Source organism: Arthrobacter sp. ISL-48 (genome assembly GCF_018613805.1).
GTDB lineage: Bacteria > Actinomycetota > Actinomycetes > Actinomycetales > Micrococcaceae > Arthrobacter.
In genome coordinates this window covers 1-13,282 of the sequence record NZ_JAGGPL010000004.1, presented here as the reverse complement: position 1 = coordinate 13,282, position 13,282 = coordinate 1, and the positions used below count along the sequence as shown (strand labels likewise).

At 64.3% G+C, this 13,282-nt stretch carries 13 protein-coding genes; 6 read left to right on the top strand and 7 right to left on the bottom strand.

Translation table 11 applies throughout. The annotated features are described in order from the left end of the window. Positions 1-94: 94 nt before the first annotated feature. The gene (locus J7E83_RS08885; RefSeq protein WP_214961155.1) at positions 95-715 is read right to left on the bottom strand and encodes a PadR family transcriptional regulator; all 621 of its coding nucleotides are present in this window, start codon (positions 713-715) and stop codon (positions 95-97) included. A 206-nt stretch (positions 716-921) separates the two neighbouring features. On the opposite strand from J7E83_RS08885, the gene J7E83_RS08880 reads away from it, so the two are divergent. Beyond that, positions 922-3,102, top strand: a complete 2,181-nt coding sequence (locus J7E83_RS08880; RefSeq protein ID WP_214961154.1) for a transglycosylase domain-containing protein — start codon at positions 922-924, stop codon at positions 3,100-3,102. A 7-nt stretch (positions 3,103-3,109) separates the two neighbouring features. Here the strand turns inward: J7E83_RS08880 and J7E83_RS08875 are convergent, their stop codons facing one another. Then, positions 3,110-4,489, bottom strand: a complete 1,380-nt coding sequence (locus tag J7E83_RS08875; protein WP_214961153.1) for an alpha-amylase family protein — start codon at positions 4,487-4,489, stop codon at positions 3,110-3,112. A 91-nt stretch (positions 4,490-4,580) separates the two neighbouring features. Here J7E83_RS08875 and J7E83_RS08870 point away from each other — a divergent pair, with 91 nt between their 5' ends. Continuing rightward, positions 4,581-5,114, top strand: coding sequence for a GNAT family N-acetyltransferase (locus J7E83_RS08870; protein WP_214961151.1), 534 nt, complete (start codon positions 4,581-4,583; stop codon positions 5,112-5,114). A gap of 75 nt (positions 5,115-5,189) precedes the next feature. On the opposite strand, the gene J7E83_RS08865 is transcribed toward J7E83_RS08870, so the two are convergent. Further along, positions 5,190-5,783, bottom strand: coding sequence for a DUF1992 domain-containing protein (locus tag J7E83_RS08865; RefSeq protein WP_214961149.1), 594 nt, complete (start codon positions 5,781-5,783; stop codon positions 5,190-5,192). A gap of 62 nt (positions 5,784-5,845) precedes the next feature. Further along, positions 5,846-6,364: a GNAT family N-acetyltransferase gene (locus J7E83_RS21100; RefSeq protein ID WP_214961147.1), complete on the bottom strand. Its 519-nt coding sequence runs from the start codon at positions 6,362-6,364 to the stop codon at positions 5,846-5,848. A 182-nt stretch (positions 6,365-6,546) separates the two neighbouring features. Here J7E83_RS21100 and J7E83_RS08855 point away from each other — a divergent pair, with 182 nt between their 5' ends. From J7E83_RS08855 to J7E83_RS08845, 3 genes are all read left to right on the top strand, one after another. After that, positions 6,547-7,602: a hydroxyacid dehydrogenase gene (locus J7E83_RS08855; RefSeq protein WP_214961145.1), complete on the top strand. Its 1,056-nt coding sequence runs from the start codon at positions 6,547-6,549 to the stop codon at positions 7,600-7,602. After that, the gene (locus J7E83_RS08850) at positions 7,599-9,311 is read left to right on the top strand and encodes a family 43 glycosylhydrolase (protein ID WP_214961143.1); all 1,713 of its coding nucleotides are present in this window, start codon (positions 7,599-7,601) and stop codon (positions 9,309-9,311) included. The genes J7E83_RS08855 and J7E83_RS08850 overlap by 4 nt, the downstream gene beginning before the upstream one ends. A 67-nt stretch (positions 9,312-9,378) precedes the next feature. Beyond that, a complete protein-coding gene (locus tag J7E83_RS08845; RefSeq protein ID WP_214961439.1) occupies positions 9,379-10,404 on the top strand; it encodes a substrate-binding domain-containing protein in 1,026 nt (341 codons plus the stop codon). Between the two features lie 27 nt (positions 10,405-10,431). On the opposite strand, the gene J7E83_RS08840 is transcribed toward J7E83_RS08845, so the two are convergent. The 3 genes from J7E83_RS08840 to J7E83_RS08830 all read right to left on the bottom strand — a co-directional run bounded on the left by J7E83_RS08840 (position 10,432) and on the right by J7E83_RS08830 (position 11,833). Continuing rightward, complete coding sequence (locus J7E83_RS08840) at positions 10,432-10,791, bottom strand: hypothetical protein (RefSeq protein ID WP_251043668.1); 360 nt, start codon at positions 10,789-10,791, stop codon at positions 10,432-10,434. Positions 10,792-10,803: 12 nt separating this feature from the next. After that, positions 10,804-11,523: a GAF and ANTAR domain-containing protein gene (locus J7E83_RS08835; protein ID WP_214961141.1), complete on the bottom strand. Its 720-nt coding sequence runs from the start codon at positions 11,521-11,523 to the stop codon at positions 10,804-10,806. Positions 11,524-11,695: 172 nt separating this feature from the next. Further along, complete coding sequence (locus J7E83_RS08830; RefSeq protein ID WP_214961139.1) at positions 11,696-11,833, bottom strand: hypothetical protein; 138 nt, start codon at positions 11,831-11,833, stop codon at positions 11,696-11,698. A 208-nt stretch (positions 11,834-12,041) separates the two neighbouring features. Here J7E83_RS08830 and J7E83_RS08825 point away from each other — a divergent pair. Beyond that, positions 12,042-13,282, top strand: a 1,241-nt coding sequence (locus tag J7E83_RS08825; RefSeq protein WP_251043667.1) for a DUF222 domain-containing protein, incomplete at its 3' end; no start/stop codon positions are given.

Here is a 13,282-nt window from a genome sequence, read left to right as displayed (position 1 = left end):
ACCGCTTCGGCCTGGACGACTCCCTGGATGTGGCGGGCGTCCGCCTTGGCGCCGGCCTCATCGGCACCCTTGCATCTGTTCCAGCGCAGGGGTTTCAGTCGGCGAGGATGTGGTACAGCGCGCGGCGGAGCTCGTCGATCTTTTCCCCGGCAGCCCTGCGTTGTTCATCCGTTGCCGCGGCCCGGAACTGGTGGATGACGCCCATCAGCTTTGCCACGCTCTGGTGGAAGGCGGGTCCTGATCCTTCCGGGTCGGTTGTCCAGGCGTTGTCCAGTTCCTCTGCATGTTCGCTCACATAGGCTTTACCGGCATCGGTGAGGGTGAAGTCGGTCCTTCGGCCTTCGCTGATGGGTGCGATGAGATCTTCGTCCACCAGCTGCTGGAGCGTCGGGTAGATGGATCCCGGGCTCGGCCGCCACGCCCCCGATGTCTTCTCGGCAATCTTCTTGATCAACCCGTAACCGTTTGATGGCGCCTCCGCCAGGAGCGAAAGAATCGCAGAACGGACATCTCCCCTGCTCGCGCGTCGGAAACCCGGGCCAAAGCCAGGTCCGAAACCGGGACCGAACCCGCCGCCGGGTCCAAAGCCTGGCCCGAAGCCGGGACCGAACCCACCACCGCGGTGTCCGTGGGGTCCCCGGCGCCCCCTCTCGCGCTCGAAGCGCGCCCGGCCGAATTCCGGCCCTACAAATTTGTCGTCATGAATGCCTTTCATGGTGGCATCGTCCTTTCAGATCTTTCTATAGTATCGGTGAACCATTCACCGATACTTAACGATATATCGCTACCTATCGGTGGTCAAGAGCCACATCCCAACAGTCCACCCGGGAAAGATCAGGTGTGCATGACCCGTCAAAGGGCTGGATGGAGCAAGGCCCCGGGCGTATCCTGATGTCACGTCGCTAGCTTGGGGCTGAGAAAATGGCGAAGCAGAAGAAACGTCGGCATACGCTGGCCAACACCCTGGGAAGGGTCATCGGGTTCTTCACCGCGAGCGCGTTGTGCGGCGTACTAGCTGCCAGCCTGGTGGTTCCGGCGGTTGCGGCGGCAGGATTCGGGATCAGCCGCTCCAAGAGCTACTTCGACAGCCTGCCCTCGGAACTGGTGGTCCATCCGCCGTCGCAGTCCACCAAGGTCCTCACAGCAGACGGGCAGCCGATCGCCACTTTCTATGAGGAAAACCGGGTGAAGGTTGCCCTGGACCAGATATCTCCCTTTATGCGTGACGCCATAGTCGCCATTGAGGACAGCCGGTTCTACGATCACGCGGGCGTGGATCCGCAGGGTGTCTTGCGAGCCGTGATCTCCAACGTGACCAAGGGCGGCCAGCAGGGGGCGTCAACTATCACCCAGCAATACGTCACCAATGTGGTCAATGAAACCCTGCTATCCGCGGACAAAGGCGATCAGGTGATCCTCAGCGGCCAGAAGGACATCGGAGACAAGCTCAGGGAGATGAAGCTTGCCATCTCACTGGAAAAGAAGTTCACCAAGGATCAGATCCTGGAGGGGTACCTCAACATCGTCTTTTTCAGCCACGAGGCCTACGGCATCGAGGCCGCGGCCCGGTACTTCTTCGGCAACACGGCCAAGGACCTCACGCTGCCGCAGGCCGCGTTGCTGGCCGGGCTCGTGAACAGCCCGAGCTTCTACAACCCCGCCGTGAACCCCGACCAGTCCAAGGCACGGCGCGACCAGGTACTGGACGCGATGCTCACCCAGGGCAAGATTAGCCAGGCGGACCATGACGCCGCCGTGGCCGCGCCTATCGAGCTCAAGCTCAGCCCGGGACGACAGGGCTGCGCCAACGCCGTCATGGCGCCCTACTTCTGCGACTACGTTTCGCACCTGATTCTCAACAACCCCGCCTTCGGTGCCACCCAGGCCGACCGGGAGCGGACGCTGTACCGTGGCGGACTGACCATCACCACCACGCTGGACAGCAGGCTGCAGGCGGCGGCCCAGGCACAGGTGGACGGCACGGCCGGGGCGAATCCGGACCACTGGGGCGCGTCACTGGTGTCCATTCAGCCGGGCAGCGGCAAAATCCTGGCCATGGCTCAGAACACGGTATTCCTGGCCCAGGACGGGAAGTTCGATACCCAACTGAACTTCAATGTCGATGCCAAGGACGCACAGGGCAACGACCTCAATGGTGCCGGCGGTTTCCAGCCCGGGTCCACCATGAAACCGTTCACGTTCGCTGAATGGCTCAATGAGGGCAAGACCATGACAGCCGAGGTGGACGCCTCCAAGCGCGTCTACCCCGTCGGCTTCCCGTGGCGATCCAGCTGCGGAAAAGTCTTGGGGGCGTACAGCACGGCGCAAAACAATCCGGAATTGGGCGCCACAGATGACCTCCAGAACGCGGACGAGGGCTACTACCGGAAGATGCCGGTGAACTACGGGCTGTACAACTCCATCAACACCGCCACATTCGCCGAGGCTACCCAGCTGGACTTCTGCGGCATCCAGAAGATGGTGGATGCCGTGGGCCTGCACAGCGGGCTGGACGGTGCTCCCATCAACATGCATCAGCTGGGGAACCTCCTCGGTGCCATCGGGGTGGCCCCGGTCCATCTGGCGAACGCGTTTGCGACTTTTGCCAATGACGGCCGCTACTGCACACCCATCGCCTTGACCGACGTGACGGATGTGAACGGCGGAAAGCTGCCCGCCCAGACCGGGGAGTGCCACACCGCGGTTAAGCCGGAGGTAGCGCGGGGCGTCAACTCCGTGCTCCAGGACGTCCTCAAGGTCGGGTCCGGTGTCTACATCAATCCGAAGGTCCACACGCAGGTGCCAGTTGCGGCCAAGACCGGGACTTCCAACACGAACGGTGCAACCTGGGTGGTGGGCTACACGTCGGGCCTGGCCACCGCGTCCTTCTTCGGCGACGCCTTGGATGGCCAGAAACGCCCGGGCCAGAACGTCACCGTCAACGGCACGTTCTACAAGCGTCTTGACGGGTACATGGTCGCCGGACCGCAGTGGGCCAACTATATGGTGCAAGTGGCAAAGCTCTATCCTGCGGACGCCTTCCCGCCTCCGCCGCCGCCCATGATGGGTACGCCGAGTCCCTCGCCAACTCCCGGCCGCTGAGGGCCCGTCAGCGCCCGCTCCCGTCAGACAGAATCGCCCAGCCGCGGGGCGGCAGGGCAACGCGGTTAGTGCCGGTCAGCCTGCCGTTCCCGGCCAGCGGGACAGAGGCCGACGGCGGCAGCTCAAGTTCCGCGGCCTGGTGCGACTGGTTGAGGGCCACCACGATGCCCCCGCTTTCGCCGGGTCCGTTTGCGGCTGAGCCATCAGCGCTTGCCTGGTAGACCAGGTGCTCATTGGTCAGCGAGAGCACCTTAGTGCGGGCCGAGTGCAGCCAGGCGTTCCGCCGACGTACTCCGATCAGCTCCTCATGCAGCCGGTAGACGTCGTGTCCAAACGGAGACAAGTCCGAGGGTGAGGCCGGAAAGACGGGACGGACGTCGTCGTCGCCGCCTTGGCGGTCCTCTTTCATCCCGCGGTACGCCTGCTCGTCACCGTAGTAGACGGACGGAGTGCCGCCAACGGTGAACAGGACCACCAGGGCATGCGGCAGGAGTTCGGGGTCCTTGAGCTTGCTCGCAATCCGGGTGACGTCGTGATTGCCGACAAAGGTGAGGGGGACGAAAGTGTCCAGGAACGAATTGTGGCGTTCCAATGCGGCCGCCAGTTCGTAAAAGTTCGTGTCATTCAGGGAGCTCCAGGCGGCCTTCCACAGTTCGTACTGGGTTGCGGAATCCAGTGCGCCGGCACTGACCTCGGCCGCGTAATCGCCGTGGATGTACTCCCCCACAAAATAGGCCTCGGGATAGGCGGAGCGCACGTCGCCCAGCACCGCTGACCAGAAGCCGGAGGGCACCGCGTAGGCGGCATCCAGGCGCCAGCCATCGGCGCCTCGGCCCAGCCAATGCTTCATAACGTCGGCGACGAAGCGGGCCACCTCGGGCTCATCGTGGTTCAACGCGACCAGATGGTGATGGCCCTCGAAGTCCTCATAGTCCGGCTCCGTGGATTGCGTCGCGTTTCCGGTGCCAGTGTCTGGCCAGCTGATCCTGAACCAGGGCGCGGTGGGTGAGGTCGGGCCCTGGATCAGGACGTCCTGGAAGGGCTGGAACGAGCGCCCGGTGTGGTTGAACACGCCGTCCAGGAGCACTCGGAGGCCGCGGGCGTGGGCTTCCCGGATGAGCTCGTCGAAGTCGGCGTCGTCGCCCAGGCGGGGATCGATGCGGAAGTAGTCCGTGGTGTCGTAACCGTGTGTCTCGGAGGCGAAAACGGGACCCAGGGCGATCCCGGATGCTCCCAGTTCGAGCACGTAGTCCAGCCATGGGACCAGTTTGCTGAGCCGGTGCTCCGGTGCGGTGCCGGCTGGGAGGGCTTCCTTCGGGGCGCCTGCGAAGCCCAACGGGTAGATGTGCCACCACACGGCGTGCTTGACCCAACTCGGTTCTGCCATGGCGGAGTGTCCTTTCATCGGGGACCGGCTGGCCTCCATTCTGCTTCACCATCGCTGTCCGGTCACATCCGGCCCATGGCAGGATGAATGGGTGCTGACCCTCGAGACTGACCGGCTGACCCTGCGCCCCTGGGAACCGGAGGACGCCGATTTCGCGTTCGACCTCTATTCACGCTGGGAAGTACAGCGCTTTATCGGCGCTGTGCCGCAGGTGATGGAGGGCCGCCCGCAGGCTGTCGAGCGGATCCGAATCTGGCGGAACATGCAGCACCCTGTGCATGCGGTCTGGGCCGTCCAGCTGAAGGCCACCGGCCAGCTGGCCGGGACGCTGCTGCTGAAGCCCATCCCGGCTTCGGCGGCTTCCTTGCCGCTTCATCCGTCCGGTGATACCGAGATCGGCTGGCACTTCCACCCCGATCATTGGGGCTGCGGTTACGCGTCGGAGGCTGCATCCGCCGTCCTTGAATATGCCTTCGCAAGTGGCCTGACGAAAGTGGTGGCGGTGACTGCACCAGCCAATGTGGCATCCCAGAAGGTCTGTGGGCGGATCGGGATGCGGCATGCGGGCCAGACGTCGGAGTATTACAACTCCCTTTGCGAGCTATTTGTGGTGACCGCTCCCTAGAGCCCGGCAGGACTCTTCAAGGCAGGAGCCCGACGGCGGAGCGTCGCCGCCGGCGCTGCCCCGCCCGGTTCCCGACTAGCCGGTGCCCTTCCAGAGCCGCTGCCACCACGAGCGCTGTGGCTCCGGTTCCGGCGGCGCCACAGCGGTCCGGGCCGCGCGCCGGTCGTGCCAGCGCGCTACCTCCGCCTCCACGTCACGGGTCCTGGTGACCACCGGCGGGCCGCCCTGGAGCTGGCGACGCGCCTCAACCACCCTGGTGTTGAAGTCCTTCAGGATGTCCCAGACCTGTTTCTCTGTGAACTGGGCGTCCAGTGTTGCGTCCAGTTCGGCGTCCTCGGTGCGGAGCAGGATGGCCTTGGGTCCGAGCCCGCTGATGTTCTCACGCTGGATGAGGCCCTTAACCCACCAGTCTGGATCGTAGGCTTCCCCCAGCCCCGGGACCGGCTTGCCCGCGTACTTGAGGTTGTCGAACTTTCCCTGCGCCATGGCGTCGCGGATCAGGTATTCCACCCTGGCGGTGTCGTCAACCTTCTTCCGCTTCTGCCGCTCCTGTTCGTCGGCGGCCTCCAGCTCGGTCTCTTCTTGCGGGCTGATTCCTGCGCCACGGTAGGAACGCCGTTCCGCAGCCCGTTCCAGGCGCCGCCTGAAGTAACCCGCCCCGCCGCTCATCGCCTGCCACCGCCTTTGCCCTGTAACCCTGATTTCCAGTATTCAGCGGCCTCCGGCGACTTTCAACGGTGAGCCGAATCCGCTGGCAGCTGCAGCTCCAAACACTGAAGTCCAGCCCGCTCCTCCCATGAGGGAACCCTGCGGAACCCAAAACGCAGATAGGAGCGCAATGCCGGGTAGCGCCACTCCCAGACCGTCAGGCGCACAGTCCCGGCACCAGACAGCCTGGCGGAGTGCAGGGCCTCCTGCAAGAGCGCGGCGCCCACCCCTGCACCGCGGGCGAAGGGTTCCACCCAAAGCCGCTTGACTTCCTTGACCGCTGATCCCGCAGGACTCAGGACCATCATTCCCACAGGCTCACCGTCCTGCTGCGCGACCAGGACCTGGGAATTTGCGAAGGCCTCCAAGGGTAAATCAATCTCCCGCTGGTACTTGACCGGCAAGGAATCGCTTACAGAGAAGTCTCCAACTCCGTGGGAGGCCTTCTCATCCTCCGTTTGCCGGTGGTAGGCAGTGAGAAGCCCGCCAATCGCCTGCCCGGCCGGTTCTTCTGTGAGGTCTAGGTACCTGATTTCCACCACCTGCAAATGCTATCGGCCACTGCTGTTCCAGAGCGTCATCAGGGCGGAAGTCGAGGCAATCGGTGCCGGTCACGTTGACTGTCTGTAACGCATAACGCATTATTGAGATAACGTTTTCCTGCTACGCAGGAGTCGGCGCCAACGAGGTCCCACCGCCTCCCACCTCGAACGAAACAGTGAGAATGACTACCCACACCCCTGTTCCCCCAGCGAGCCGGCCAGTCGCCATGGCTGTTATGTCTCCACCAGATCTGCTTGACAAGCTGATGTCCGTTGAAGCGCAGGGCCGCTTGAGGCACCTCGCCGAGCTCCGCGGACCGGTCTTCGAGGACTTTTCCTCAGCCGAAGCCCAGTCACTCCTGCCCGCCGTCGAAGTGCTGATCACCGGCTGGGGCTGCCCTGCGCTGGCACCCGAGGTCCTGGCACACGCGGTAAACCTCAAGGCCGTCATCCATGCCGGCGGGGTCGTCGGGGACAAGATGCCGCCAGTCCCCCGGGGGCGGACCATCACCGCTTCCAACTCTGGCGAAGCCAATGGCATCCCGGTGGCGGAGTACACCCTGGCCATGATCCTCCTTGCCAACAAGCAGACGTTCGACGCAGTACGCCTTTACCGGACACGGCGTGACCACGTGGACCGTGAACTCGAATATCCGGCGGCGGGCAACTACAAAAAGACGGTGGGGCTCGTGGGTGCCTCCCGGATCGGCCGCACCGTCGCTCGGCTCCTACAGCCTTTCGACCTTGAGGTCCTTCTCTACGACCCCTACCTGGACGAAAAGGAAGCACTTGCCCTGGGTGCGGAACTGGTTCCCCTGGACGCACTGATGTCCCGCAGCGATGCGGTTTCCCTGCACGTGCCGGTGACTGCGGAAACCAGAGCAATGATCGGCGCCGCCGAGCTGGCGCGGCTCCGTACGGGCGCCACCCTCATCAACACAGCCAGGGGAGAGGTCCTGGATCAGCTGGCTCTGGAAGCGGAGCTGGTTTCCGGCCGCATTAATGCGATTCTGGACGTCGCAGTGCCGGACGTGCTGCCCGCCGGGCACGTCTTCTACGATCTGCCGAATGTCCTCCTCACGCCCCATATCGCCGGATCCATGGGAACGGAACTCCTGCGCATGGGTGATCAGGTGGTGGCCGAACTGGAGCGGTACGCTACCGGCCGCCCCTTCGAATATCCCGAGGTCCTTGCATCTATGCCCACTCCGCAGCCCCATCTGGAGAGCATTCCATGACTTTGCTCACCAACCCGGTACTGCCGGGCTTCTCCCCGGACCCGTCCCTGATCCGCGTGGGCGAGTGGTTCTACCTCGCTAACAGCTCGTTCGAGTGGTACCCGACAGTTCCCATCCATCGGTCACGGAACCTCGTGGACTGGGAATATGCAGGTTCGTTTTCAGGACCCGATGCTCTGCTCGACCTGCGCGGACTGCAGGACTCCGGGGCCATCTGGGCGCCGTCACTGAGCTGGGGCGAGGGTAATTTCTGGCTGGTCTTCACAGTTGTCCGGGCCTTCGGCGGGCCCCACAAGGACATGGACACCTATATTTCGCGTGCCGGGGATGTGGCCGGTCCATGGTCTGCGCCAGCCCGTGTCACCACGACGGGCTTCGACCCGTCCATTTTCCATCACGAAGGCCGCCACTGGCTGCTCAACATGGAATGGGACCACCGGCCTACAGGCCGTGGCGGTTTCGCAGGCATCAACCTCCAGGAACTCAACGCCACCGGCACCGCCACCATCGGACAACCGAAGATCATCCACCGCCGGCCCGCGCTCATCGAAGGGCCGAACCTTTACTTCTTTGCTGGCAAGTACTACCTGATGCTCGCTGAAGGTGGTACCGGGCAGAACCATGGAATCGCCATGATGCGGTCCGATGACCTGTTGGGACCGTATGAGGCCGACCCACACGGACCAGTGCTCACCACCCGCGACGAACCCTCCCACGAGCTGCAGAAGGCAGGCCACGGCGAGATCGCCGTCGACGCCCAGGGGCAAATGTTCCTGGCACACCTGGCCAGCCGCTGGACTGAAAAGGACGGCAAGCAGTATTCGGTGCTCGGCCGTGAAACGTGTATCCAGCGTCTCCGGATGACGGACGACGGCTGGCTCCGGCTCGAGCAGGGAGGGTGGGCCCCCGCCCTGACAGTCAAGGCCGCGGCGTTCGACGGCGAAGCTGCCGCCGCCCCTCGCAGTATTCCCGCTGATTCTGCGGTCGCACCCGCAAGGGACCAGCATGCCGTCCCAAACGATGTTGCCGACGGCTTCGGCGGCTTCGGCGGCCTCACCCAGGGTTCCTCCGCGGACGGCCGGCTGACCGTCGGCTGGCCCTGGAGCACGCTGCGCCATGCCGCCGACGCGAGCTGGGCCAGCCTCTCGGACCGCCCCGGCTGGCTGAGGATCCGGGGCCGTCACAGTACGGATTCCTTGTTCGAGCAGTCCCTGATAGCGAGGCGGCTGACAGGAGCCAGTGTGACGGCTGGCGTCACCCTTGAAGCGCAGCCTGCGAACTTCACGCAGAGCGCGGGGCTCATCTTCTACTACAACACCGCAAGCTACCTCTACCTCAGGACCACGGTACGTGAAGTGGACGGCGAGCTGGTTCCCGGCGACGCGCCCGTCGAGCAGATTGTTGAAGTCTTCGAAAAGGATCCGCTGACGGGGCTGCAGTCACATGGGGCCGTTGTGGTAGACCCCCGGCTTCCACTTCGTCTGGAGGGGTCCCTCGATGGCGCCCGCCTCCAGTTCCGCTGGACCCAGGGCAACATGGCACCCCGCCAAATTGGACCGGAGCTGGGCGCCCTCCAGTTGTCTGATGACCACGGGGGCAGCCTGCGGTTCACCGGCGCCTTCGTTGGGGTTGCCGCGCAGGATCTCCGAGACCGGAGCTTCACAGCGGACTTCACCGATTTCCTCTACCGGACAGACGAGGCGCAGTGATGAAAACGATTACCCGCGGGCAACGCACCAGTCCGGCTTTAGCAGCATTTGGGATTACGCTGTGAAGGTGACCAAGGAACCGGCCCCTCCCCTGAGGCAGAAAGTGCCTGTGCTGAGCGATGTCGCCAAGGCCGCAGACGTGTCTGTGCCGACCGTCTCGCGCGTCCTGACCAGCAGCAAATTCGTGGCACCGGAACTGCGCGAGCGCGTAATGAAAGCGGTCGCTGAACTTGGTTACCGGCCCAATGGTGCTGCCCGCGCCACCCGGTCCGGCAAGCGCTCCATGGTGGCAGTCCTGACAGGCGGGACATCCAACTACGGCTATGCGAAGACGATCGAAGGCATCGAAAAGGCCGCCCGGCAGTCAGGCATGTCAGTCATCATCGCTGTCGTTGAATCGGACGACGACGAGGCCGTCAACGCCGCCATCGACCTTGTCCTGTCCCAGCCGGTGGCCGGGGTCATCATCCTGGAGTTCGACCGCCCGGGCCTGGCCGCTGTCAAAGCCTTCCCCCACTCCGTCCCGCTGGTGGTGGCCGGTGGCGGGACCAGGCGCACAGGCAAGACGGGCGCATTGCTGGACGAACGAGGAGCCGGCAAGGACGCCACGAATCATCTCCTGTCACTTGGGCACAAGACGGTCCACCACGTCTCCGTGCCCACCATGGGCAAGCACTCGGGCCGCACTGATGGCTGGCGGGCAGCCCTGACGGCAGCCGGCGCGGCCGTTCCGCCCATACTGCACGCCACCTGGGAACCGGCCAGCGGCTATCGGGTAGGGCAGGAACTCGCCGGGAACAACGATGTTACGGCCGTGTTCTGCGGTAATGATGATGTTGCCATCGGTGTGATCCGCGCCCTGCTGGACAGCGGGAGGCGTGTCCCGGAGGATGTGTCCGTGGTGGGATTCGATGACCAGCCGCATGTTGCCTTGTGGCGCCCGGCCCTGACCACCGTGCGGCAGGATTTCCAGGATCTGGGGGCGAGGGCCTTCACCCTGTTGGCGGCGACTGTCGAAACGGGAACTCCTCCTGGTTCATCCACCGTCAAACCCGAACTCATCCTCAGGGAGTCCACCGCCGCCGTCGGCTGAGATCGGTCAGGGGCGGCACCAAGAGTCTCAGCCGGGTTCTTCGTCGCCCGTTCGCTGGTCGTTGGCTGACTGGCCACGACCCTGATCGGCGCTCTCCTGGTCATCCCTGTCACGGTCTGCTGTGATGGCCGTCGTGAGGTCATCGGAGTAGGGGGCGTGGACCCGGGGAATTTTGTCGATAAGTTCGTTGGCGGCCATGGCCAGCAAGTCCCTTTGAGTCGCGGGGAGCGACAACGAGCCCTGAAGATAGGCCTCAACCTCGTATTCGCCCACTGCGCCGCCGATGCTGAAGTAATTCAGCCACAGTTCTCCGATGCGGACGTCAGAAGCTTTCAGCGCCGCTCGAAGCCGGCGGCGCTGTTCGGGTTCATGGGGGTCAAAGCCCATTGCGCTACGCCTTCAGTTCCGGTCTGCCGGCGTTTCGGCTAGCAGGTCAGCGCTGACCTGCCTCAGTGTCCTGCCCGTGTCGCGGGCCTTGCGGATCAGCTGCTGCAGCGCGTCGTCGTGGTTTAGGCCTTGCCGTTCCATCAGGACCCCGCAGGCCCTGTTGACCACGTCCCGGCTGTACAGTGCGGACTGAAGGCTCTCACTGATGCGGCGAGGCGCTTCGCTGGTTTGGATGTGGGACAGCAGTGTGGCCGCCGGGGCGGCAAACAACTCCAGCAGCCGGCCCGCGCCTGATTCGTAAGCAGAGGGAAGAGCGGCATAGACCTTCAGAGCACCGATGCTTTCCTTCTCGGTTGTAAGAGGCGTACTGATGACCGAGCGGATGGGCAAGGACGACACCGCGGCGCTCCAGTCCGGCCATCGCGGATCGGTCATTACATCGTCTACGAACACGGTTTCGTCCGCCGCCCACGCCGTCAGGCACGGGCCCTGTCCCAGCTCATACTGGAGGGCATCTGCGCGTTCGACAATGGCGTCGGTGAACCCCGCGCTTGTTCTTCGGCCCCGGGGATCCAGAAGCGACACTCCGGCCCCGACGGTTCCTGGTATTGAATCCTTGATTGCCCGCGCCAGGAGGTGCACTGCCCGGTCGACTTTCTCTTCGGTAAGCAGCAAGCCCTTGATCCTGCCAATGACACTCGAGAGTTCATCAAGGGGAAGATTTTGCTCCATGATTTGCTCCTCCGTCAGTGTCTGGCGACCAGCCTCGGGACGCCTGGAGAAACAACCCGTAGAGAACCACATGCCCTCTTCAGCATAGTCCTCGCCCCAGTGCGGCGGACGTTTCCACTGCAATCTAGTGCCCTCCCGCGAAATCGGAGGAATGATGCTTTGGTTCCTGCCGTCAATGCTTCATCGACGACATGTCCCGCACGGCCCGTACTGGAGACCATGCCAGGATTGCAAGCGCAGAGAGGCTCAGGATACCGAGCAGGATGAACGTGGGTATTCCAGGGCTGACAGTGATGAGCAGGTTGCCCATGAACAACTCCACCGTGCGGGGTCAAGGATGCGATGGCCATGGCTCAATCGTGGAGGATCCGTCGGCCCTCATTCAAGGGCACCAGCATCCATTCCAGCCCGACTGCCTTTCGGTCAGTGCCGGCTGGGGACCTTCGGCTCGAGCTCCGTCAGCTGCCTCTGAACACGGGCGGGCGCAAATTGTCGTACCCTCCTGACAGAGTATTCCTATGGAAGCCAGTGGGGATCAGCTTGCGGAGTTCGGCGGCTCTACCGCCGTGCTGACGCGCGCTGGCACCTTCGCGAGGCCAGCCAGAATAGCGTCCGACGGCGGCACCCAGGCACCTCTTTCAGTCACCCTTTCGGGCCGCCCTTCCGCCCGGCCGACTGAGGCCCTCGGTGGGGCGGCGCCTGTTAGTTTCGCGCAGGCCGTTTCACTCGTGAACGGCGCCGCAGGGTCTGCTCGGGATGAGCTGGTCATGGCCGGCTACGTCGAGGCGTCGGATTTCGCCGGGCTTGTCGAGGAACTCTCCCGGACCGTGGACTACCTGCAGATCCTCGCCGCCGGGTCCGTGGACCGCACCCGCACCCAGGCCATCACCGCAGCGGCAACAACCCGGACCAGCCGGACAGGCGGCGACACGGGCTGGATCACCGGCTGGAACAACGGAACCGAAACCCTGGACGAAACCGACGCCGCCTGGCCCGCCACCGCCGACACCACCGCCGAAGGCACCACCGCTGGTACCACCAGGGCCGTTCTACACTCACCGGCGGATGACGGGTGCCGGAACACCGCCGAGTTCCTCCGGACCAGGCTCAGGATCGGCATCACCGAAGCCCGCCGCCGCCTCCACCTCGCCCAGCACACCCTGCCCGCCACCACCCTCACCGGCGACACCACCCCGCCAGCCCTGGAACACCTCGCCGCAGCACTCACCCCGACGCCTCCGGACCCCCACGCCCCCGATGCCGGTGACGATAACCTAGATGACCACGACGCCGATGCCGATGCCGATGCCGATGCCGATGCCGATGACGATAACGAACCTATGGCGGTCGCAGCCCCCGAAGTCACCGCCCCTACCGTGTCTTCCCGGGCCGGGACCATCATCACCACCACCCTGGACCGCCTCAAACACCACACCACCCCCGAAACCCTCGCCCGGATCGAAGAGCACCTCACCCGCACCGCCACCACCGCCGACCCAGACTTCCTCGCCCGCGTCGGACGACGCTGGGCCGACACCATCGACGCCGACGGCACCGAACCCACCGAAGAAGCCCTCCGCCACACCCAAGGCGCCTTCATCCGCAAACCCCGCCACGGCCTCCACCACCTCGAAATCTTCGCCACCACCGACCAATACGAACACCTCCTCACCGTCATGAACACCGCCACCAACCCCCGCACCCACACACCCTCAAAAGACTCCACCACCTGGCAGGACAACGAAGTGGACCTGGACCG

Coding starts and splice junctions, on each gene's coding strand:
- J7E83_RS08885 (WP_214961155.1), bottom strand. CDS start 715: ATGAAAGGCATTCATGACGACAAATTTGTAGGGCCGGAATTCGGCCGG.
- J7E83_RS08880 (WP_214961154.1), top strand. CDS start 922: ATGGCGAAGCAGAAGAAACGTCGGCATACGCTGGCCAACACCCTGGGA.
- J7E83_RS08875 (WP_214961153.1), bottom strand. CDS start 4,489: ATGGCAGAACCGAGTTGGGTCAAGCACGCCGTGTGGTGGCACATCTAC.
- J7E83_RS08865 (WP_214961149.1), bottom strand. CDS start 5,783: ATGAGCGGCGGGGCGGGTTACTTCAGGCGGCGCCTGGAACGGGCTGCG.
- J7E83_RS08855 (WP_214961145.1), top strand. CDS start 6,547: ATGACTACCCACACCCCTGTTCCCCCAGCGAGCCGGCCAGTCGCCATG.
- J7E83_RS08850 (WP_214961143.1), top strand. CDS start 7,599: ATGACTTTGCTCACCAACCCGGTACTGCCGGGCTTCTCCCCGGACCCG.
- J7E83_RS08840 (WP_251043668.1), bottom strand. CDS start 10,791: ATGGGCTTTGACCCCCATGAACCCGAACAGCGCCGCCGGCTTCGAGCG.
- J7E83_RS08835 (WP_214961141.1), bottom strand. CDS start 11,523: ATGGAGCAAAATCTTCCCCTTGATGAACTCTCGAGTGTCATTGGCAGG.
- J7E83_RS08830 (WP_214961139.1), bottom strand. CDS start 11,833: ATGGGCAACCTGCTCATCACTGTCAGCCCTGGAATACCCACGTTCATC.